Source organism: Lysobacter sp. TY2-98, assembly GCF_003367355.1.
Lineage (GTDB): Bacteria > Pseudomonadota > Gammaproteobacteria > Xanthomonadales > Xanthomonadaceae > Cognatilysobacter.
The window spans coordinates 2955391-2976620 of record NZ_CP031413.1; the positions used below are offsets into that span (position 1 = coordinate 2955391).

General features: G+C 69.6%; 24 protein-coding genes and 1 pseudogene. 18 read left to right on the forward strand and 7 right to left on the reverse strand.

The annotated features are described in order from the left end of the window. The first annotated feature begins 2 nt into the window (after positions 1–2). The 8 genes and pseudogenes from DWG18_RS14225 (at position 3) to DWG18_RS14260 (ending at position 5662) form a co-directional block, all read left to right on the forward strand. Positions 3–413, forward strand: a complete 411-nt coding sequence (locus DWG18_RS14225; RefSeq protein ID WP_205289367.1) for a nuclear transport factor 2 family protein — start codon at positions 3–5, stop codon at positions 411–413. 40 nt (positions 414–453) lie between these two features. Then, entirely contained in the window at positions 454–1485 is a 1032-nt protein-coding gene (locus tag DWG18_RS14230) for an ATP-binding protein (protein ID WP_115647797.1), read from the forward strand. Beyond that, the gene (gene ntrC / locus DWG18_RS14235) at positions 1478–2887 is read left to right on the forward strand and encodes a nitrogen regulation protein NR(I) (RefSeq protein ID WP_115647798.1); all 1410 of its coding nucleotides are present in this window, start codon (positions 1478–1480) and stop codon (positions 2885–2887) included. The genes DWG18_RS14230 and ntrC overlap by 8 nt, the downstream gene beginning before the upstream one ends. Before the next feature lie 57 nt (positions 2888–2944). After that, positions 2945–3532: a superoxide dismutase family protein gene (locus tag DWG18_RS14240; protein WP_115648213.1), complete on the forward strand. Its 588-nt coding sequence runs from the start codon at positions 2945–2947 to the stop codon at positions 3530–3532. A 1-nt stretch (position 3533) separates the two neighbouring features. Continuing rightward, the gene (locus DWG18_RS14245; RefSeq protein WP_240318545.1) at positions 3534–4034 is read left to right on the forward strand and encodes a GNAT family N-acetyltransferase; all 501 of its coding nucleotides are present in this window, start codon (positions 3534–3536) and stop codon (positions 4032–4034) included. A gap of 219 nt (positions 4035–4253) precedes the next feature. Then, positions 4254–4553, forward strand: coding sequence for a hypothetical protein (locus DWG18_RS14250; protein WP_115647799.1), 300 nt, complete (start codon positions 4254–4256; stop codon positions 4551–4553). A gap of 148 nt (positions 4554–4701) precedes the next feature. Beyond that, positions 4702–5196: pseudogene (locus DWG18_RS14255) on the forward strand (pyridoxamine 5'-phosphate oxidase family protein); the annotation flags it as partial. A gap of 238 nt (positions 5197–5434) precedes the next feature. Continuing rightward, on the forward strand, positions 5435–5662 hold the full coding sequence (locus tag DWG18_RS14260; RefSeq protein ID WP_115647801.1) for a DUF378 domain-containing protein: 228 nt from the start codon (positions 5435–5437) through the stop codon (positions 5660–5662). Between the two features lie 7 nt (positions 5663–5669). On the opposite strand, the gene DWG18_RS14265 is transcribed toward DWG18_RS14260, so the two are convergent. Then, positions 5670–6578, reverse strand: coding sequence for a hypothetical protein (locus tag DWG18_RS14265; protein WP_115647802.1), 909 nt, complete (start codon positions 6576–6578; stop codon positions 5670–5672). 87 nt (positions 6579–6665) lie between these two features. Between DWG18_RS14265 and DWG18_RS14270 the strand changes: the two genes are divergently transcribed. Both DWG18_RS14270 and DWG18_RS14275 read left to right on the forward strand, forming a co-directional pair. Beyond that, positions 6666–7943 carry an acetyl-CoA C-acetyltransferase gene (locus tag DWG18_RS14270; protein ID WP_115647803.1) on the forward strand — a complete coding sequence of 426 codons (1278 nt, stop codon included), beginning with the start codon at positions 6666–6668 and terminating at the stop codon, positions 7941–7943. A 93-nt stretch (positions 7944–8036) separates the two neighbouring features. Next, complete coding sequence (locus tag DWG18_RS14275; protein WP_115647804.1) at positions 8037–9068, forward strand: DUF4349 domain-containing protein; 1032 nt, start codon at positions 8037–8039, stop codon at positions 9066–9068. 57 nt (positions 9069–9125) lie between these two features. On the opposite strand, the gene DWG18_RS14280 is transcribed toward DWG18_RS14275, so the two are convergent. Continuing rightward, positions 9126–10358, reverse strand: a complete 1233-nt coding sequence (locus DWG18_RS14280; protein WP_115647805.1) for a heme biosynthesis HemY N-terminal domain-containing protein — start codon at positions 10356–10358, stop codon at positions 9126–9128. Positions 10359–10430: 72 nt separating this feature from the next. Beyond that, complete coding sequence (locus DWG18_RS14285; protein WP_115648215.1) at positions 10431–11189, reverse strand: uroporphyrinogen-III synthase; 759 nt, start codon at positions 11187–11189, stop codon at positions 10431–10433. Positions 11190–11222: 33 nt separating this feature from the next. Here DWG18_RS14285 and DWG18_RS14290 point away from each other — a divergent pair, with 33 nt between their 5' ends. From DWG18_RS14290 to DWG18_RS14310, 5 genes are all read left to right on the forward strand, one after another. Continuing rightward, positions 11223–11687, forward strand: coding sequence for a YiiD C-terminal domain-containing protein (locus DWG18_RS14290; protein ID WP_115647806.1), 465 nt, complete (start codon positions 11223–11225; stop codon positions 11685–11687). Positions 11688–11770: 83 nt separating this feature from the next. After that, on the forward strand, positions 11771–12184 hold the full coding sequence (locus DWG18_RS14295) for a hypothetical protein (RefSeq protein WP_115647807.1): 414 nt from the start codon (positions 11771–11773) through the stop codon (positions 12182–12184). Between the two features lie 79 nt (positions 12185–12263). Continuing rightward, positions 12264–12701 (forward strand): rhodanese-like domain-containing protein, encoded by a 438-nt coding sequence (locus DWG18_RS14300; RefSeq protein WP_115647808.1) that lies wholly within the window; start codon positions 12264–12266, stop codon positions 12699–12701. A gap of 76 nt (positions 12702–12777) precedes the next feature. Further along, entirely contained in the window at positions 12778–13296 is a 519-nt protein-coding gene (secB, locus tag DWG18_RS14305) for a protein-export chaperone SecB (RefSeq protein WP_115647809.1), read from the forward strand. Between the two features lie 6 nt (positions 13297–13302). Further along, a complete protein-coding gene (locus DWG18_RS14310) occupies positions 13303–14346 on the forward strand; it encodes an NAD(P)H-dependent glycerol-3-phosphate dehydrogenase (protein WP_115647810.1) in 1044 nt (347 codons plus the stop codon). Between the two features lie 75 nt (positions 14347–14421). On the opposite strand, the gene DWG18_RS14315 is transcribed toward DWG18_RS14310, so the two are convergent. Further along, the gene (locus DWG18_RS14315) at positions 14422–15012 is read right to left on the reverse strand and encodes an outer membrane beta-barrel protein (protein WP_115647811.1); all 591 of its coding nucleotides are present in this window, start codon (positions 15010–15012) and stop codon (positions 14422–14424) included. Positions 15013–15171: 159 nt separating this feature from the next. Next, positions 15172–15741: a diffusible signal factor-reguated Ax21 faimly protein gene (locus DWG18_RS14320; RefSeq protein WP_115647812.1), complete on the reverse strand. Its 570-nt coding sequence runs from the start codon at positions 15739–15741 to the stop codon at positions 15172–15174. A gap of 229 nt (positions 15742–15970) precedes the next feature. On the opposite strand from DWG18_RS14320, the gene wrbA reads away from it, so the two are divergent. Further along, positions 15971–16570, forward strand: a complete 600-nt coding sequence (gene wrbA / locus DWG18_RS14325; protein ID WP_115647813.1) for an NAD(P)H:quinone oxidoreductase — start codon at positions 15971–15973, stop codon at positions 16568–16570. 15 nt (positions 16571–16585) lie between these two features. Here the strand turns inward: wrbA and DWG18_RS14330 are convergent, their stop codons facing one another. Further along, positions 16586–17065: a tRNA (cytidine(34)-2'-O)-methyltransferase gene (locus DWG18_RS14330; protein ID WP_115647814.1), complete on the reverse strand. Its 480-nt coding sequence runs from the start codon at positions 17063–17065 to the stop codon at positions 16586–16588. A 27-nt stretch (positions 17066–17092) separates the two neighbouring features. Then, positions 17093–17797, reverse strand: a complete 705-nt coding sequence (locus DWG18_RS14335; protein ID WP_115647815.1) for an SDR family oxidoreductase — start codon at positions 17795–17797, stop codon at positions 17093–17095. A gap of 143 nt (positions 17798–17940) precedes the next feature. Between DWG18_RS14335 and DWG18_RS14340 the strand changes: the two genes are divergently transcribed. Then, positions 17941–20802 carry a pitrilysin family protein gene (locus DWG18_RS14340; protein WP_115647816.1) on the forward strand — a complete coding sequence of 954 codons (2862 nt, stop codon included), beginning with the start codon at positions 17941–17943 and terminating at the stop codon, positions 20800–20802. Between the two features lie 72 nt (positions 20803–20874). Further along, on the forward strand, positions 20875–21201 hold the full coding sequence (locus DWG18_RS14345) for a DUF4156 domain-containing protein (protein ID WP_115647817.1): 327 nt from the start codon (positions 20875–20877) through the stop codon (positions 21199–21201). Positions 21202–21230 lie beyond the last annotated feature (29 nt).

A 21230-nucleotide genomic window follows, 5' to 3' on the forward strand; every position in this document is an offset into this window, starting at 1 on the left:
GCGTGCGTGCGCGTACTTTCGTCATCGCCCTGTTGCTCGGCGGGTGTGCGATGACGCCGGTGAAGTCCGCATCGATCGACGACCCGATCGCCGTCGTGCAGCGCCAGCTCGACGCCTACAACGCGCACGACCTCGATGCGTTCATGGCGACCTACCGCGACGACGCGAAGGTCTGGCGCATGCCCGCCAGCGCGCCGACCCTCGACGGCGCGGACGCCATCCGCACCTACTACCGCGACCAGCGCTTCAACATTCCGACGCTGCACGCCGACCTCGTCGCGCGCACCGCGTCCGGGCACAAGGTCGTCGACCACGAGCGCGTGACCGGCCTCGGCGATGCACCGGTCGAAGCGCTCGCCGTGTACGAGGTCGTCGACGGCCGCATCGCCACCGTCTGGCTGTTCAAGCCCTGACACCGCCGGCGCGACGCCGCGTCTGCACTACCATGGTGCAATGACGCCGGCCGCGCCCGACCTCGACCAGCTGACCACGCCCTTCGCGTGGACCACGGCCGACGCGCGCATCGCCGGCTGCAACCTCGCGTTCGCACGCTGGCTTGGCGTGGGCGCACGCCGCCTGCTCGGCCTGCCGCTCACGGCGCTCGCCAGCGACGGCGGCCTCGACGCGGTACTCGACCGCGCGGCCGAACCCGCCGACGCGCCGCTGCGCCTGCGTCGCCTCGGCCTGCGGTTTTCCGACGGCGCCGAACGCTTCTGCGATGCCTGGCTGAGCCGACGCGACGAGGGCTGGCTGCTCGAAGCGCATCCCGTCGACGAATTCCCCGACGATGATCCCGCGCGCCTGCCGTCCGCATTGAGCGCGGCCTTGCGCGGCCTCGCGCACGAGCTGCGCAACCCGCTCGCGGGCTTGAAGGGCGCGGCGCAACTGCTCGCACGCCGGCTCGATCCCCACGATGCCGACGGTCATGCACTGACCTCGCTGATCGACGCCGAGACCGTGCGGCTCACCGCGCTGCTCGATCGCCTGCTCTCGCCGGCCCCCGCGCAGCCGCATGCACCGCTCAACGTGCACGGCGTGCTCGAGCGCGTGCTACGCCTCGCCGAATCCGACGCGGGCTGGGCGGTGCGCCTGGTGCGCGACTACGACCCCAGCCTGCCGGACATCGACGGCGACGCCGATCGCCTCACGCAGGCGACGTGGAACCTCGTGCGCAATGCGATCGAAGCCGGCGCGTCGCAGGTGACGCTGCGCACGCGCGCCGAACACGCTGCGCGCATCGGCGAACTCGTGCATCCGCTCGCGCTACGCCTCGATATTTCCGACGACGGCCGCGGCGTGCCGGCGGAACTCGCCGATCGCCTGTTCCTTCCGCTGGTGAGCGGGCGCGCGGAAGGCACGGGCCTCGGCCTCGCGCTGGCGCAGCAGGTCGTGCGCGAACATCGCGGCGCGCTCAGCTACCGCTCGCGTCCGGGCCATACCGTGTTCACGCTGCTGCTGCCGTTGCCGGAGCCGGTCGATGCCTGAGCCGCTGATCTGGATCGTCGACGACGAAGCCGCGATCCGCTTCGTGCTCGCCACCGCGTTGCGCGATGCGGGCTGGCGCGTCGAGGCGTTTCCGGACGCGGGCAGTGCGCTGGACGCGTTCGACGCGTCCGCATCGCCGCCCGACCTGCTGTTCACCGACGTCCGCATGCCTGGCGACGACGGCCTCGTTTTGCTGGAAAAACTCAAGCAGCGCCGCGCCGACCTGCCTGTCGTGGTGATGAGTGCGTACACCGACATCGCCAGCACGGCAGGTGCGTTCCGCGCCGGTGCGCACGAGTTCCTGTCCAAACCCTTCGATCTCGACGATGCCGTGGCGCTCGCGGCGCGCGTGCTCGGTCCGTCCACGCCGCCGGTCACCGCGCCCGACGAATTGCCGGCGACCAGCGAAGCGCTGCTCGGCAGCGCGCCGGCGATGCGCGAACTGTTCCGCGCGATCGGTCGCCTCGCGCAGGCGCCGTTGTCGGTGCTCGTCACCGGCGAAACCGGCACCGGCAAGGAACTCGTCGCGCGCGCACTGCATCGCGAGTCGCCGCGCGCGCAGCGTCCCTTCGTCGCGCTCAACACCGCCGCGATTCCGTCGGAACTGCTCGAATCCGAACTGTTCGGCCACGAGGCCGGCGCCTTCACCGGCGCCGCGCGTCGTCACATCGGGCGCTTCGAACAGGCCGACGGCGGCACGCTGTTCCTCGACGAGATCGGCGACATGCCGGCCGCGTTGCAGACCCGGCTGCTGCGCGTGCTGCAGCAGGGCGAATTCTTCCGCGTCGGCGGGCGCGAACTGCTCCGCGTCGACGTGCGCGTGATCGCGGCGACGCACCAAGATCTCGAAGCGCGCGTCGCCGGTGGGCAGTTCCGCGCCGACCTGCTGCATCGTCTCGACGTCGTGCGCCTGCGCCTTCCGCCGCTGCGCGAGCGTCGCGAGGACATCGCGCTGCTCGCCGCACATTTCCTCGCGCAGGCGGCGTCGCGGCTCGGCGCGCGCGCCAAGCGCTTCGATCGCGACGCGCTCGATCGTCTGCAGGTACATGCCTGGCCGGGCAACGTGCGCGAACTCGAGAACGTCTGCTGGCGCCTGGCCGCGCTCGCGCCGGGCGAACGCATCACCCGCGCCGATGTCGACGCCGCGCTCGGCACCGCGCCCGCGCCCGTCGCCGACTGGGACGCCGCGCTCGCCGACTGGGCGCGCGAAGCCCTCGATCGCGGCGATGCCAATCTGCACGATGTCGCGCGCGAACGCCTGGAGCGCGTGCTGCTCGACGTCGCGCTCGAACGCACGGGCGGGCGTCGCGGTGAAGCGGCGACGCTGCTCGGACTCGGCCGCAATACCGTGACACGCAAACTCGGACCCGGACGCCGCCGCACCCCGCGCGACGCCGGCTGACTTCACCGCGCGCGAATGCGTGCGCCGCAGACTGTCGATCCTTCGCAGGAGACCGCCATGAAGACATGCCTTGCCGTGATGACCTCCACGCTGCTGCTCGCCGGATGCGCGAGCACCGCGCCTGCACCCGCACCGTCGACGTCGCCCTCGTCCGCACCGGTCGCAAGCGTCGGCGTCGCGATGCCGCCGGTGAATTCCGCGGTGATCGCGCTCGCGCCCGCGTCGGGTTCGCTGGTCAGCGGTCGCCTGAGCGCAATGGCGATGACTGACGGCGTGCATATCACCGGCGACATCGGTGGCCTCGCGCCGAACAGCACGCATGGCCTGCACGTGCACGAGAAGGGCGACTGCAGCGCGGCCGATGCGACGAGTGCAGGCCCGCACTTCAATCCCGCCGGCAAGCCGCACGGCAATCCGTCCGCGGGAACGCATCACGCCGGCGACCTGCCGAACATCACCGCGGGCAGCGACGGCGTCGCGCACGTGAACCTGCACGTCGCTGGCGTATCGCTCGGCGGCGCCGCGGGGACGAACATCCTGGGTCGCGCGCTGGTCGTGCACGGTTCGGCCGACGACTACACCTCGCAGCCTGCGGGCAATTCCGGCCCGCGCATCGCTTGCGGCGTCGTCCGCGCGGGCGGCTGACATGCTCGGCCATCTGCGTGTGCGCGACGCGGTGCCGACCGACGCCGGACGGCTCACGCAGTGGGCGTGCACGATGGCGCGCGAGACCGAAAATCTCGAACTCGATCCGAACATCGTGCTGGCGGGTGTCACGCAAGGCATCGCCGATGCGGCCAAAGCGCACTACATCGTCGCCGTGCATGAAGTGCAGGTCGCCGGCGGCGAAGTCATCGCCGAGCCGGTCGGCATGTTGATGACGACGACCGAGTGGAGTGACTGGCGCTGCGGTTACTGGTGGTGGATCCAGAGCGTGTACGTCACGCCCGAGCACCGTCGCGCCGGCGTGTTCCGCGCGCTGTATGCACACGTGCGTGCGCTGGCTGCTGCGCGTCGTGACGTGATCGGCCTGCGTCTCTACGTCGAGCACGAAAACGCCGACGCGATGGCGACCTACACCGCGCTCGGCATGCACGACACCGGCTACCGCATCTTCGAATCGACCTCGCGCCGCGACACGCGCTGAGGGCGCGATTGCGCCGCACTACGGCCGGCTGGGCGCAGCCGTCGGCCGCTTTCACGCACGCGACCGCGACGGCCGTCACGCGACACGGCCGCTGCATGGGCCGTTCATGTGAAAACGGAGTGACGTGGCTAGGCTGTACTTCCGCTGCGCGCCGCCGATAGTTCGGCTGGGGGTCGCGTTCGGACCCCGTCGACATCATCGATCGCGCTGCATGGCGCGATGTTCCAGGAGTTCCGTGTCATGCAGGTTATGGGCGCGACGCTGCGCAAGATCACTCTCAAGGATGGCCTCACCGCCATGCTCTTCAGCCTTGCGCTGACGGCCGGCCTCGCGGTCGCGTTCAAGTCCAGCGGTCGTGACATGTGGCAAGCCACCGACGCGTTGATGCCGGTCTTCATCGGCGGTCTGGCGCAGGCCGCCGGCATCAATCCGGTGCGCAGCCCCTTGCTGCTCGCGCTGGTCGCCGCAGGCGCGGCGGTGGCGATGCTGCTGACCAAGCTGGCCCTCGGCACGCTCTGACGTACCGCGGCAGCGCAGGTGTTCGACGGCCGCCGCGAGGCGGCCGTTTTCGTTGGGTGCGTGTGCGGCTGAACGATCGCGTGGGCGATTCACCGCGCTTTGGCGACGCGCACCGCAGCGTCGGCGCGTCTTCCCACGGAATCCTGCCATGGCCCGCCGACTCACCAGCGCCGAGCAACTCGCCGAACTCATCGAAGGCATCGACATCGCGATGTTCACCACCGTCGGCCCGGACGGCTGGCTGGTGAGTCGTCCGCTGTCGACGCAGCAGGCAAGCTTCGATGGCGAACGCATCTGGTTCTTCACCGAAGCCGACAGCCCGAAGATCGCCGAGATCCGTCGACGCAAGAAGGTCAACGTCGCCTACGCGTCGAAGGACGCGAACACCTACGTGTCCGTCGCCGGCGAAGCGCGCATCAACCGCGACCGCGCGAAGATCGAATCGCTGTGGAGCGATGCGATGAAGGCATTCTTCCCCAAGGGCGTGAACGATCCCAACCTCGTGCTGCTCGAAGTGCAGGTGCGCAGCGCCGAGTACTGGACCGGCCCGAAGACCGGCGTCGGCAAGCTGCTCTCGTTCCTCGTCGCGCGCGTGACGAAGAAGGAAGAGCTGATGGGTGAGAACCGCATCCTCGACCTGCGCGACGGACGCCGCCGTGCGCTCAAGCCGCCGTCCGACAAGTCCGCGGGCGGGCGCTCCAAGACCGCGGCGAAGAAGGCCGCCGCGGGCGTGCTGACGCGCGCCAAGCCGAAGTCGACCGCTCGGGGCCGCACCGTCCACTGATCCGTCGCCGCCATCCGTCGGCGGAGCGCATCACCGGCGTTGCGGCGTCATGCCGCAGGCGCATGCTGCCGACGTCGGTCCTCCGCGGAGGTGCGCGATGAAGGCGTTGAACGTGGTGACGCTGGTGCTGCTGGTGCTCGGCGGCCTCAACTGGGGCCTGATCGGGCTGCTGCAGCTCGATCTGGTCGCGCTGGTGTTCGGCGGCGCGGACTCGCCGCTGTCGCGCATGGTCGATCTGTTCGTCGGCAGCGCGGCGCTGTGGCAACTGCTGCGCTGGATGCGGGTCAGGCGTCGCTTGCAGCCGGCGTCGGCGACGACCGGCTGAGTCGATCTCAGGCGAGGGCGTCGAGCGCGTCGGCGCCGGCGTCGCAATGCACGAAGTTCACCGGCACGCCGTGCGCCTGCAGCACGGCGGCGAGCTGGCGTTGCCGCGCTTCGAAGTGCGCGTGCTGGCGGAATGCACGCTGGCGGCATTCGTCGGTGATGCAGTCGAGGCCGACCGCGTAACGCTGCTGCCAGGCTTGCGTCGAAAACATCGCGATGCGCGCTTCGCCGTCGGTGTAGTGCACGAGTGGCTCGGGCGGTGTGTCGAGCCAGGCGTCGGCGTCGGGCGCGAGCAGCGCGGTTTCGATGACGGGCCACAGTGGCGCGAGCCCCGCGTGTTCGTACTGCAGCGAGGTCATCGCCGCGAGGTCGTGCACGGTGAGGTAGCGCGCGTGCTCGACCTGCAGGCCGAACATCGACTGCGCGGCGAGCGCGGTCGCTGCGCCGGCCATGCCGCGTTCGAGCAGTTCGTGCTCGAACAGGTCGCCGACCGGCGCGACGCGTTCGGGGTCGCCGGTCAGTACGAACGGGACCAGGCGCAGCGGGCCGCCCGCGAAGTCGGGCTGCGGCGTCAGCGCGCCGGGCAGGCCGCCTTCGTGCGCGCCGAATGCGATGACGCGGCCCCGACTGGAACCCGGCGCACGCGCGGCGAGGTCGTCGAGTTCGCGATGCAGCGGCCAACCCGGGCGCAGCACTTCGACCGGGTCGTAGTGCGCGCCCACGATCACCAGTTCGAGTTCGGCAGCGCCCGGCGCGAAGGCGGCGAGGTCGGCGGCGATCAGCGCGGCGAGTTCGCCGGCCTGGGCCTGGCTGACGCGGTTGTCGCGGACGGGGGCGTCGCCGGCCAGTTCGAGCGCGAGGGCGCCGAGCACGTGGAGGTTGCCGGCGGCGTCGGTCGCGGGGGGAAGTTCGGTCATCAGTACGCTGGCGTGTGGTAGCGCTACACTCGCTGCATTATGCCCGCGGCGCCGCGCGCGCCACGTCATCGACCCACGAGGCCTTCCATGCTGCTGCATCGTCCCGTCGCCGTGCTCGGCGGTGTCCGCATTCCCTTCTGCCGCCAGAACACCGCGTATTCCGACGTCGGCAACCTCGGCCTGTCCGTGCGCGCGCTCGGCGCGCTGGTCGAGAAGTACGGCCTGCAGGGCGTGCAGCTCGGCGAGGTCGCGATGGGTGCGGTGATCAAGCATTCGTCGGACTGGAACCTCGGCCGCGAGGCGGCGCTGTCGTCCGGCCTGTCACCGCTGACGCCGGGTATCACCCTGCAGCGCGCCTGCGGCACCTCGCTCGATACCGTGGTGCACATCGCCAACAAGATCGCGCTGGGCCAGATCGACGCCGGCGTCGGCGGCGGTTCGGACACGACGTCCGACGTGCCGATCGTCTACGGCGCCAAGCTGCGCCGCCGCCTGCTCAAGGCGGCCGCGGCCAAGACCGTGGGCGAGAAGCTGCGCGCGTTCGCCGGCTTCAGGCCGAGCGAGCTGAAGCCGGATTTCCCCGGCGTCGCCGAGCCGCGCACCGGCAAGTCCATGGGCCAGCACTGCGAGGACATGGCCAAGGAATGGCACATCCCACGCGAAGCGCAGGACGAACTCGCGCTGTCCTCGCACCACAAGCTTGCCGCGGCGTACGAGCGCGGTTTCTTCGACGATCTCGTCGTGCCGTTCCGCGGCGTGTCGCGCGACAACATCCTGCGTCCCGACACCACGCTCGCGAAGCTCGCATCGCTCAAGCCCGCGTTCGATCGCACCAGCGGCCGCGGCACGCTGACAGCGGGCAACTCGACGCCGCTCACCGACGGCGCCGCGACCTGCCTGCTCGCGAGCAATGAATGGGCGCAGGCGCGCGGCCTCGAACCGCTGTGCTGGATCCGCGACGCCCAGGTGGCGGCGGTCGATTTCGTTGCCGGCGAAGGCCTGCTGATGGCGCCGACGGTGGCGGTCGCCGAGATGCTGACGCGCAACAACCTGACGCTGCAGGACTTCGACTTCTACGAGATCCACGAGGCGTTCGCCGCGCAGGTGCTGTGCACGCTGCGTGCGTGGGAGAGCGAGGAGTACTGCCGCAACCGCCTCGGCCTGCAGCACGCCATGGGCTCGATCGATCCGGCCAAGCTCAATCCGAACGGTTCGTCGCTGGCGACGGGCCATCCGTTCGCGGCGACCGGCGCGCGCATCGTCGCCACCGCGGCGAAGGAGCTGGCGCAGCGCGGTGGTGGTCGCTGCCTGATCTCGATCTGCACCGCTGGCGGCATGGGCGTGGTCGCCATCCTCGAGCGTTGAGGTCACTGCGGCGGCCGCGTGCGGCCGCTTCGCAACCCCGGTAAGGTCGGCCGGCCGTTGAGAACGGCACCCCAATCTTTCCGGAGTCGTGCAATGCGCCGTCGCCTTGTAGTTCCCGTCGTTTTGCTCCTGCTGAGCGTGGGTTGCAGCAACAAGGAGCAGGCGGCGGATTCGGCCGCGGCGGGCGCCGACGTCGCCGCGTCGCGCGGTGCCGCGATGCAGGCGGCGGCCGATGCCGAAGGTGTAGCCGCGCCCGCCGCGCCGGCTGCCGTAGCTGAAGCCACAGCCGCGGCTGCCGTGGCCGCGGCAAAGTCGAACACGACGGGCCCCGGTGTCGATCCGGACGCCATGGGCTCCGCCGCGATGACGCAGAACGTCGGCACCCGGCGCTTCATCCGCACCGCCCAAGTCGATGCGCAGGTGCGCGATGTCCAACGCGCGGTGATTCGCATCACCGACCTCGCCGCCGCGCAGGGCGGCTTCGTGACGCGCGATGACGTCACCACGTCGATCGATCGGGTCGAAACGCGTCCCCTCGGCAACGAGCGCCTGGTCGAACTGTCGACCTACACCATGCGCGGCGACCTGCAGGTACGTGTGCCCAGCGATCGCGCGCAGATGTTCCTGCGCAGCGTCGCCGGCGAACTCGAGTTCCTCGATCGGCGCCACTACGAAGCACTCGACGCGCGGTTCGAACTGCTGCGTCGCGAACTCACGCGCCGGCGGCATGACCAGGCGCAGGCTGCGATGGGCGACGCCGCCGCTCAGAACGGCAAGATCGCCGACAAGGCCGATGCGATCGAACGTCGCGCCGATCAGCAGACCGCGCGCGACGAAGCCATCGTCGAGCAACGCACCTACGAGGATCGTGTCGAATTCGCCACGCTGGAATTCAACCTGCGGCAGGCGCAGCTCGTGCGTCGCGCGGAACGTCCGGATGTCGACGCGATCCTCCGTCACGAACGTCCGAACCTGCTGGCGCGCCTCAGCACCGCGATCGCTGATGGCGGACGCGGACTGCTCGATCTGCTCGTCACGCTCGTGGCGGTGTGGCCGCTGTGGCTAAGCCTCGCGATCGTCGTGGCGGCGGTGCGCGCATGGAAGCGTCGCTCGCGACACGCTTGAAAGAACGAACGCCTGCGCCACCGACGAGGTGACGCAGGCGTTCTCCCCCGCGACCGGTTACTGCAGGCGCGTGCTGCCGCGCGGATCGCGCAGTGGATCCAAGCGGCGTGACACGCCTGCGTCAGGCGCAAGATCCACCAACGCATCACCGCGCGCACTCCGCAACGCATTCGCGTAGGCCACACGTGCGCGGCTCTCGTCACCGTTGGCGGCATAACCGTGACCGAGCAGCTCCCAGGCTTCCGGGCCAGCGTCGTGTTGGATCGCATCGTGAAGCGTGCTCTCCGCGCCCAGCCAATCGCCGTGTGCGTATTGCAGGCGCGCGCGGCTCATCAACAGACCGGGACTGCCCGGGTGCTCGTTGAGCCAGCGCTCGATGCGCGACGCGCGCTCGTCGAGGCGCCCGATCGACAGGCGTCCGTACAGCGCAGCCAGCGATTCGTCCCAGTGCGCGTCCAGCGATTGCTCGATCGCGCGCGAGGCGGCGTCGTCCCAGTGCAGTGCAGCGGCGCGCTCCGCATACGCGGCAACCACCGCGGGATCGTGGCGAAGCGCTGACGACACGCTGTCCCAACGCGACGCCAGCGCATTGCCATCGGCTGCGGCCAGCAGCGCACCGCGCGCCCAGCGCGCTTCGAGCCGCGGCAGGTCGGCTTCCGGCACGGCGTCGGCTTTGCGCAGCGCACCGAGCATGCCGTAGGCATCGTCGTAGCGGCCGAGTTCGGCCAGTGCCTGCGCGCGCAGTGCGAGCCCACGCGGGGGCAGCGGTTGTGCGGCGCTGGCGTCGAGTGCTGTCAGTGCGTCGGCCGGACGCTGATGCGCGAGAGCGAGTTCAGCGAGCGCGACCGCACGCAACGCGGGATGCGTCGACGCGAGTGTGTCGACGTGCTGCTGCGCGAGCACCGGCTCGCCGCGCGCAGCGGCGGCGCGGGCGGCGTGCACGCGCGCGATCGCGAGCGTGTCGGGGTCGTCGATGGTCGCGAGCGAACGCTCCGCGCGGTCCCAGCGACCGAGGTGCATGTCTTCCAGCGCAGCGCCGAGCCGCGCACGTTCGACGCGCTCGCGACGGCGGCGCAATGCGATGCCCGGCGCCGCGAGCAGGCGAACCAGCAGCCACGCACCGGCGAAGATCGCCAGTCCGATCGCGATGGCGCGTGGCAGGGTGGTGGTGTAGTCGGTGCCGCCATAACGCATCAAGACCAGGCCCGGCTCAGGCAACAACACCTGCGCGGCAAGCGCGATGGCGAGGACGGCGACCGTCCAGAGCAGCAGACTGCGGATGAACGACATGGCGACGCCTCAGCGTGAACGCGAGGCCACCAGTCTCGGCAGCACGGGCGGGAGAGCCCGTGAAAAGCCGCTTCAGCGCTGCGGCCGGTTCAGCGCGGCGACAAGTTGCGCGGGTCGCGGGCCGTCGGCGACCACGACATCTTCGAAGCCGAGTCGCGTCGCATGCTCCGCCAGCCGTTCGCTCGCGGCGAGCACGCGCGCACGTCGCAGGCGCGCGAGATCGGCCGGCTCGAGTTGGCCGATCGCGAGGTCGAGTGCTTCGCCACTCGACAATGCGATCGCAAGCGCGCCGTCCGCGCCGCGCAATCCGCGCAGGCCGGTGCGCGGCAGCCCGCAGGGTTCGCGCGAATAGACATCGGCGCGCACGACCTGCGCGCCGCGCGCCTGCAGCGCGGGTGCGAGACGGTCGCGGCCGCCGGGTGCGGTGACGAGCCCGACGCGACGTCCGGCGATTGCGTCGAACACCGGCAGCGCGAGTACGCCGTCGCTGTCCATGCGCGATGGTCGCAGCACCTCGCGCGCACCTGCACGGCGCAACGCCTGTGCGGTACCGTCGCCAAGCGCAACGATCGCCGCGCGCGTGTCGATCGCCTGCAACGCCTTCGCGGCGGCGACCGCATTCGGGCTGGTGAACACGACGACGTCGCAGGCGAGCACGTCACGCAATGCGGCGCGCGTCGTCGCGTCGTCGCGCATCACGATGCGCACCGGCGATAGCGCGATGACCGCATGGCCTGCACGGCGCGCGACGTCACGCAGCCGCTGATGTTGGCCACGCGGCCGCAGCGAGATCACGTACCATCGCGGGCCCGTCGACAGGGAGTCGTGCATGACGCGCACTTTCTCACACCGGCCGATGTCGCCATGAGCGCCGACGCACTCGCGCATCTCGACGCGCACTACCAGGGCATGCCGCCGGTGCGCGCGCTGCAGTTGTCGATCGAATCGTTCGACGGCGAACGCCTGCGACTCACGGCGCCGCTGGCCGCGAACGTCAACGACAAGGGCTGCGCGTTCGGTGGTTCGCTGGCATCGCTGATGACGCTCGCCTGCTGGGGTCGCGTCTGGCTCGGCCTGCACGACGAAGGCCTCGACTGCGACATCTACGTCGCCGACAGCCGCATCCGTTACCTCGCGCCGCTGTACGACGACCTGCACACCGAAGCGATGCTGGCGGAGGGCGCGTCGTGGGCGGACTTCGTTGCCGCGATCCGCAGCAAGGGACGCGGCCGCATCGACCTGGCGGCGCGCGTCGACCTGCCCGATGGCCGCCCGGCGACGACGTTCGACGCGCGCTTCGCCGCCATCCTCCGCCCGCCCGCCGGCTGAACGATGTGGCGGAGCGCGACGCCGTCCGCTTCGCGGGCAGGGCGTTGGGCCCTAGGATCGGCGCATCCCGGGGAGACCACCGCATGCGCCTGCTTCGCTACCTGCCGCTCCTGCTGCTGCTCGTCGTCGGCCTCGCCGTCGCGGGCCCCGCCCAGCGTGCGCTGCCGCGTGCCCAGGACAACTGGTCCGCGGCGATCCGCTGGGGTGATTTCGACGGCGCGATCAACCTGATCGACCCGGCGATCCGCGCCGAGAAGGCGCCGAACTCGATCGAGATGGCGCGCTACAAGCAGGTGCAGATCTCGACCTACCACGACGTCGGCGCCAGCGCGGACTACAAGGCCGGGCTCGCCGTGCGCGACATCGAGATCGGCGTGATCAACCGCAATACGCTGGCCGAGCGCACCGTGCGCTACCGCGAGACCTGGCGCTGGGACCCGCAGGCCAAGGCGTGGTGGATCACCAGCGGACTGCCGGATCTCTGGGCGAACGACTGAGCGAACGGCGCGGCCCCGCGCCGGCATCGCCGCCGGCGCGTGCGACAATCCGCGCCCCGTTTCCGTCGGCTTTTCGTCCGTGACTTCCCAGGAAATCCTCGATTTCGCCGGCCGCCACTCGATGCTCGCCATCGGGTTCGTGGTCCTGACCGTCGCCATCATCGCCACCGAGATCGCGCGGCTGTTCCGCCCCTACAAGGCGCTGACGCCGGCCCAGTTCACCGCGCTGGTGAACCGCGAGGACGCGGTGGTCGTCGATCTCTCCGCCAGCGGCGAGTTCGAGAAGGGCCACATCGCCGGCAGCCGCAACGTGCAGGCCAGCGCGTTCGGTCCCGAGCACAAGCTGCTCGCGGGCGCCAAGGAGAAGCCGGTGATCGTCGTCTGCCGCACGGGGCAGGGCTCGGCCGACCAGGCCGCCAAGCTCAAGAAGGGTGGCTTCGCCCACGTCTACTGGCTGGATGGCGGCGTCGCCGCGTGGCAGCAGGCGGGCCTGCCGCTGGTGAAAGGCCGGGCCTGAGCCGTCCCGGGCGCGCCCGCACGGCGTGCCATAATTCCGCCCCTTTCGTATCGATATCCGTGCCGGAGCACGCGCCATGACCGATGAGATCCAGAACGACGCCCAGTTCGGCGCCACCGAAGCCACCGACGGCACCGGTGCTTCCTTCACCGTCGAGAAGATCTACGTCAAGGACGTGTCCTTCGAAGTTCCGGGCGCGCCGGCGGTGTTCAACGAGCAGACGCAGCCGCAGCTGCAGATGAACCTCTCGCAGCAGGTCACGCGCCTCAACGACTCGGCCTTCGAGGTCGTGCTCGGCGTCACCCTGACCTGCCTCGCCGACGACAAGCCGCTCTACCTCGCCGAAGTGAAGCAGGCCGGCGTGTTCGGTCTGGCCGGCTTCGACGCGCAGACGCTCGACGCGATGCTCGGCACGCACTGCCCGGGCGTGCTCTACCCGTACGCGCGCCAGATCATTTCCGACCTGATCCAGGCCGGCGGCTTCCCGCCGTTCCTGCTGCAGCCGCTGAACTTCGAAGGCCTCTACGCCGAAGGCCTGCGCCAGCGCATGTCGCAGGGCGGCCTCGAGTCGTCCGAGGCGGCCGGCAACGCCTGATCCGCGATGGCGGACACGCTTGAAACCCCGCACGCGCCCCGGCGCGTCGCGGTGCTCGGCGCGGGCTCCTGGGGCACCGCGCTCGCCGCGCTGATGGCGCGCAACGGCGAGGTCGTGACCCTCTGGGGCCGCGACACCGACGTCGTCGGCGCGATCGATACGTCGCACGAAAATCCGCGCTACCTGCCGGGCGTCCCCTTGCCGGATGCCCTGCGCGCGACCACCGACCTGCCGACCGCGATGCGCGACGCCGACCTCGTGCTGGTCGTCGTGCCCTCGCATGCCTTCGCCGAGACCCTGCGTTCGCTCGCGCCCTATCGCCCGGCCGATGCCGGCGTGGCATGGGCGACCAAGGGTTTCGAGCCGGGCAGCGGACGGTTCCTGCACGAAGTGGCCGGCGAAGTGCTGGGCCCGACCGTGCCGCTCGCGGTGGTCACCGGTCCGTCTTTCGCGAAGGAAGTGGCGCAGGGCCTACCCACCGCGCTTACCGTGCATTCCGATGACCCGCAGTTCGCGCAAGACGTCGCCGAAGCGCTGCATGGCACCGCCTTCCGCGCCTACACCGGTGACGACATGCTCGGCGCCGAACTCGGTGGCGCGATGAAGAACGTGCTCGCGGTGGCGACCGGCGTCGCCGACGGCATGCAGCTCGGGCTCAACGCGCGCGCGGGCCTGATCACGCGCGGCCTCAACGAGATGCTCCGCCTCAATCAGGCGCTCGGCGGCAAGGCCGAGACGCTGATGGGCCTCGCCGGCCTGGGCGACCTAGTGCTCACCTGCACCGGCGATCTGTCGCGCAATCGTCGGCTGGGTCTGGCGCTCGGGCGCGGGCAGTCGATCGTCGACGCGGTGCGCGAGATCGGACAGGTGGTCGAATCGGTGCAGACCGCCGACGAAGTGATGCGCCAAGCGGAACGCGTCGGCATCGAGCTGCCGATTTCGAGCGCGGTGCGGGCGGTGCTGCACGGCCAGCTCACGCCGGCCGACGGCCTGCGTCAGCTGCTGGCGCGTGAGCAGAAGCCGGAATATCCGACCGGGCTGTTCGAATAAGCGCGTTCCAGCGTCGTCGCGTCACCAAAGAAAAAAGCCCGGCCGAAGCCGGGCTTTTCTGTCACACGAGCGCGATCAGAAGCTCGCGCGCACGCCGACGTTGTAGCGGTGGTAGCCGTCGCCGGCATCGAGCTCGCCGACGATGCCCCACGTCCGGTTGATCTTGGCCTGGAAGCCCAGCGTGCCCGAGAAATCGCCGCCGAAATCGCCGCCGTCCTCGTAATTCGCCTTCAGCCAGCCCTCGAAATGCGGGTTGAACGCGCCGCGCACACCGACGCTGGCGCGGGCGCCGTCGGTCGAGAAGCCGGCGCCGGAGACCTTGATCTCCTTGCGCGCATAGCCGATCTCGGCATTGAGCTCGGCGCGCTCGCTCATCGGCATCAGCCAGCCCACGCCCACGTTCGACTCGTTGGCGTCGATGTCGGTGCCGTAATCGTTGTTCGTGCCGCGGGCGTAGCCGCCGAACACGTAGTAGCTCTGCGCGAAGCCGACCGAGCCGCGGATATAGCCGCCGTCGAAATCCGTGTCGCTGCCGACGTTGCTGCTGGTGTTGATGCTGAGGCGCGTCCAGCCACCTTCGACGTAGGTGTGGGAAACGCCCTCGGCCGCGGAGGCGGCGAACGGAGCGGCAGCCAGCGCGATCGCCAGCACGAGCATCTTCTTCATTGAAACCCCTGTTTTTATTGGTTTTTTATCGACCGCGGCTGAGCCGAGGCTACACAATATTAACAAGAAATTCACACCGGCAAAAGAAAAGCCCGGCCGAAGCCGGGCTTTTGCACTCACGAGTCGGGGGAGAGAGGACTCGAGTCGTGACCTGCTGGATCAGAACGAGATGCGCGGGCCCACGAACCACTGGGTGTCGCCGCCGTTGGCGAACTTCACGTCGGCGTTGATGCCCCAGGTCGGGTTGAACTTCACCGTGGCGCCGACGCGGCCGTAGAAGTCGCCGTCGAAGTCCTGGTAGTCCTCGTAGCCGGCCATGCCGTAGGCCTCGAAGTTCGGGGTGATCGCGCCACGCACGCCGGCTTCGACGCTGTAGCCGTTGCCGTCCACGCCCTGGCCGGCGTCGAACTTCTCGTAGGCCACCTTGGTGACGAGGTCGAGCTTCGGGTTGATCTCGCGGTTGTAGCCGGCGCCGATGCGCCACTGGTCGAGGCTGATGTCGGTGTCGTTGATGTCTACCTTCGAGTAGCCGCCGAACACGTGGAAGTTCGGGTTGATCGCGCCCGAGCCGTTGATCGCCCAGCCGTCGGCGTCGTTGTTGGTGCCGGTGTTGCTGGCGTCGGCGCGGGTGTAGCCGCCCTCGACGTAGTTGTAGGACACGCCCTCGGCCGCGGAGGCGGCAAACGGAATGGCGGCGAGCAGGGTCAGGGCGAGCAGGGTGCGCTTCATGAGGGAAGGTCTCTCGTTATTTTTTGGATTTCGACGCCGACCTGTAACCGGCCGGTGCGGCGCAGTATCCGGAGCGCAGCCGAACGGTTCCTTAATCCTGAACTGATGAGTTCATGAACTTCGTCGCGTCGCGAAGGTCGGCGGCGCGAGCCTCCGTCCCGACAGCCCGCTTGGACATCCCGCTGACGGGCGCGGTCGTGCAATCAGGGTTTCCGACCGGAGCGCGACGATGGCCAAGGTGCTGGTTCTCTATTACTCGGCCTACGGCCACATCGAGACGATGGCGAACGCGGTCGCCGAGGGCGCGCGCCAGGCGGGTCCGCAGGTGGACATCCGCCGCGTGCCGGAGCTGGTGCCGGACGAGGTCGCGAAAAATTCGCACTACAAGCTCGACCAGGCCGCGCCTATCGCGAAGGTCGACGAGCTGCCGAACTACGACGCGATCATCGTCGGCACCGGCACGCGTTACGGGCGCATGGCCTCGCAGATGGCCAACTTCCTCGACCAGACCGGCGGGCTGTGGGCGAGCGGGGCACTCAACGGCAAGGTCGGGTCGGCGTTCACGTCGACCGCGACGCAGCACGGTGGCCAGGAGACGACGCTGTTCTCCATCCTGACCAACCTGATGCACTTCGGCATGGTCTGCGTGGGCCTTCCCTACAGCTTCCAGGGCCAGATGCGCCTCGACGAAATCACCGGCGGCGCGCCTTACGGCGCGACCACGATCACCGGCGGCGACGGCTCGCGCCAGCCGTCGGCGAACGAACTCGACGCGGCGCGCTTCCAGGGCCGCGAAGTCGCGCAACTGGCAGCCAAACTGTTTGGGTGACTGAAACCTCGCGGGCTACGCGCCGCCGGCGTAGCCCTGCTGTCGCCATGCTTCGAACACGGTCACCGCGATCGCGTTCGACAGGTTGAGCGAGCGCACGCCGGGTCGCATCGGCAGCCGGAGTCGTTGCGATTCGGGCAGTGCGTCGAGCACCTCGCCCGGCAAGCCGCGTGTTTCAGGACCGAACAGGAATACATCGCCGACACGATAGTCCGGCGTGTCGAAGCGCACGGTGCCGCGCGTGGAGAACGCGAACACGCGCAAGGCCTCGCCATGCACCTCGCGAAGATGCGCGAGGGCCGCGTCGAGATCGCCATGCACCTTCACCGACGCGTACTCGTGATAGTCGAGGCCGGCGCGCTTGAGCTGTTTGTCGTCCATGTCGAAGCCGAGCGGCTCCACGAGATGCAGGCGCGCACCGGTGTTCGCGCACAGGCGGATCGCGTTGCCGGTGTTCGGCGGGATTTCGGGCTGGTAGAGGACGACGTCGAACATGTGGCGATTATCGCCGCAGTGCGCGCGTCACCACGGCAGCGGCGCGCCCTGCCAGTCCACGAACGAACCCGAATGCGCGAGGTCGAGCTTGTCGATCACGCGCAGCAGGCCTTCGACCGATTGCGTCGGCGTGACCGGCGCCTGCTCGCCGCCCATGTCGGTCTGCACCCAGCCCGGATGCAGTGACACCACCGCGATACCGCGCTCCGCCAGCGCGGCGGCGAGCAGGCGCGTGACCATGTTCAACGCCGCCTTGCTGATGCAGTAGGTCGGCGTGCCGAAGCGCGTGGTGTTGGCGATCGAACCCAGTTGCGACGTCATGTTCGCGATCTTCGCGCCGTCCGCGAGCAGTGGCGCGACCGCCTGCGCGAGCAGGAACGGGCCCATCGCATTGGTGCGGAAGCTGTCCTCGAGATTCTTCGCCGGCACGTGGCCGAAGCGTTCGCCCGAATGCAGCAGGCCCGCGTTGTTGATCAGCAGGTGCAGGCGTTCCTCGCCGAGCACCAGCGGAAGTTCGCGCGCGATCTCGATCTCCGCCTTCGGATCCATCACGTCGAGCGGCAACACATGCAGCCGTCCCGGATGCTCGCCGACGAGGCGATTGAGGTCATGCGCCTGCGCCGGGTGGCGCGCGGTGGCGATCACGTGGTCACCGCGCGCGAGCAACTGGCGGACGTATTCCAGCCCGATGCCGCGATTGGCGCCGGTAATGAGGACGTTGCGACGGGGCATGGCGGACTCCGGGGGCTGGGTGACCCGACTCTAGCCCGCGCCCCGTTCAGGCGGCGCAGGCAGGACCTTCGGCCCGGTCCGCGGCCGGCGTCGCCCGGTTAGCATCCGGCGGCCGGCGGGACCGCCGGCTTCCGGAGCCCTCGATGTCCCGTCTTCCCCTGCGCCTTACCGCCCTCGCCCTCGGCGTCGCTTTCGCCGTCGGTACGCCGGCGACCCTGCTGGCCTCGCCGACCGCTGCCACCGCCGCCCCGGCCAAGGCCGCGCTCGACATCCCCTACCAGCGCTTCGTGCTGCCGAACGGCCTGACCGTGCTGGTGCACGAGGACCACAAGGCGCCGGTCGTCGCCGTGGCGGTCTGGTACCACGTCGGCTCCAAGGACGAGCCCGCGCGCAAGACGGGCTTCGCGCACCTCTTCGAGCACCTGATGTTCAACGGCTCGGAAAACCATCCGGGCGAATTCTTCGAGCCCTTCGAGCAGGCCGGCGCGACCGGCCAGAACGGCACGACCTGGCTCGATCGCACCAACTACTACGAAACCGTCCCGACCACCGCGCTCGACATGGCGCTGTGGATGGAGTCGGACCGCATGGGCCACCTGCTCGGCGCGATCGACCAGAAGACGCTCGACGAACAGCGCGGCGTCGTTCAGAACGAGAAGCGCCAGGGCGAGAACGAGCCCTACGGCCGCGTCGACGAGCGCATGCTGCTGCAGACGTTCCCGGCCAACCATCCGTACCACCACGACACCATCGGCTCGATGGCCGACCTCGACGCGGCCTCGCTCGAGGACGTGAAGACCTGGTTCCGCGGCTACTACGGCGCGGCGAACACGGTGCTGGTGATGTCGGGCGACATCGACGTCGCCACCGCGAAGGCGAAGGCGCTGAAGTACTTCGGCGACATCCCGGCGGGCGCCCCGGTTGCGCGCCAGGCGAAGTGGGTGGCGGCGCGCACCACGTCGACGCGCGACCAGATGGACGATCGCGTCGCGCAGACACGCATCTACCGCGAGTGGAACATCCCGGGGCGCGGCGAACGCGACCTCACGCTGCTCGACCTGGCGGCCGACGTGCTCGGCGGCGGCAAGACCTCGCGCCTGTACCAGCGCCTCGTCTACAAGGATCACCTCGTCGACGACGTCTCCGTCGGCATCACGCCGTTCGAGCTGGCGAGCCAGTTCGAGCTGCAGGCCGACGTGAAGCAGGGCGTGGATCCGAAGAAGGTCGAAGCCGCGATCGCGGACGAGTGGGCGAAGTTCCTCGCCACCGGGCCCACCAAGGAAGAGCTGATGCGCCTGCAGGCGGCGAATCGCGCGGCGGTCGTGCGCGGCATGGAGCGCGTGGCGACCAAGGCCTCGCAGCTCGCCGAAGGCCAGGTCTACCTCGGCAATCCGGATGCGTGGAAGCAGTCGTTCGACTGGAACCAGAAGGCGACGATCGCCGACGTGCTGAAGGCGTCGAAGTCGTGGATCGCGCGCGGCGATTACACGCTCACCGTCGTGCCGACGACGGGCGCGCCCAAGGAAGAGACCGTCGCCGGCCTGCCCGCTGGCATGCGTCCCGCCGACATTCCGGGCAAGCCGACCACCGCGTTCACCACCACGCCGTCCGACGTCGACCGCAAGAAGGGCGTGCCGGCGGTGGAGACGTTCCCGGACCTCACATTCCCGAACGTGCAGCGCGGCCACCTCAAGAACGGCATCGAAGTGGTGCTCGCCGAGCGCCACAGCGTGCCGGTGGTCAACGTCAGCCTGCAGTTCGACGCCGGCTACGCCAGCGATGTCGGCGGCAAGCTCGGCACCGCCGCGTTCACCGCCGCAATGCTGGACGAAGGCACGGCCAAGCTCGACTCGGTCGAGATCGCCAAGCAGCGCGAGCGCCTGGGCATGGGCCTGTCGTCGGGCTGCGGCCTCGACAGCTGCGCGGTCGGCGCGAACATGCTCAGCGATTCGCTGACGCCGTCGCTCGACCTGCTCGCCGACGTGGTGCGCAACTCCGCGTTCCGCAGCGCCGACATCGAACGCGTACGCGCGCAGTGGCTGGCGGGCATCGCGCAGGAGAAGACGCAGCCGACCGGTATCGCGCTGCGCACGCTGCCGCCGCTGCTGTACGGCGAAGGCCATCCGTACGCGATCCCGTTCTCGGGCACCGGCACCGAAGCCAGCATCAAGTCGCTCAGCGCGGCCGACATGACCGCATGGCGTTCGGCCTGGCTGCGCCCGGACAACGTGCGCATCATCGTGGCCGGCGACACCACGCTGCCGCAGATCACCGAGCAGCTCGACAAGGTGTTCGCTGACTGGACGCCGCCGTCGGTCGCGAAGGGGACGAAGAGCGTTCCGCAGGTGGCCGCGCAGGCCAAGCCGCGCGTGTTCCTGATCGACAAGCCCGGCGCGCAGCAGTCGCTGATCCTCGCGGGCCTGCTCGCACCGCCGACCACGGTCGCCAACAACCTGCCGATCCAGACGATGAACTCCGCGTTCGGCGGCACGTTCACCTCGCGCCTCAACATGAACCTGCGCGAGGACAAGCACTGGGCCTACGGCGCGTATTCGTTCATGGACGACGCGCTCGGCCAGCGCCCGTACATGCTCTACGCGCCGGTGCAGACCGACAAGACGAAGGAATCGGCGGCGGAAATCCTTCGCGAAGTGCGCGACGTCGTGGGCCCGCGTCCGCTGAGCGCGGCCGAGATCACCAAGATCAAGGTCAACGACGTGCGCAGCCTGCCGGGCAGCTACGAGACGATCGGTGCGGTGCTGGGTGCGCTGTCCGACAACGTTCTCTACGGCCGTCCGGACGATTACGTCGCCACGCTGCGCGAGCGCATCGAAGCGCAGAAGGATGCCGACGTGCAGGCCGCGGCGACGCAGATCATCCATCCGGATGCGCTGACGTGGGTGATCGTCGGCGACCTGTCGAAGATCGAGGCGGGCGTGCGTTCGCTCAACTTCGGCCACGTGCAGGTGGTCGACGCGGACGGCAAGCCGGTCGCGACGAAGTAATCGCCGCAGGAGTTTTGCGGTTCAGACGCGCGGGGCGACAATCCCGCGCGTCTTCGTTTGGGGAGCCTGCCGATGCGCCATGCCGTTCGTCTTGCGTCGCTCACGACGCTGGTCCTCGCCGCCAGCGCCTGCACCTGGGTGCCGATGCAGCAGGGCGCCGCCGCCGTGCAGGTGCGCGCGCTCAATGCCGCGACCCCGGGCTGCACCAAGCTCGGCGAGATCGAGGGCAACGTCACCGACCGTGTCGCCCTGTACGAGCGCAACCCGCTGCGCGTGCAGGAGGAACTCGAGACGATGGCGCGCAACGAGGCCGTCGGCCTGTCCGCCAACACGGTGGTGCCGTTGGAGGCCCCGCACGACGGCCGCCAGCGCTACTCCGCCTGGCGCTGCCCGCGCTAAGTCCGCTACGGCCGCTGCGGCGGTCACGA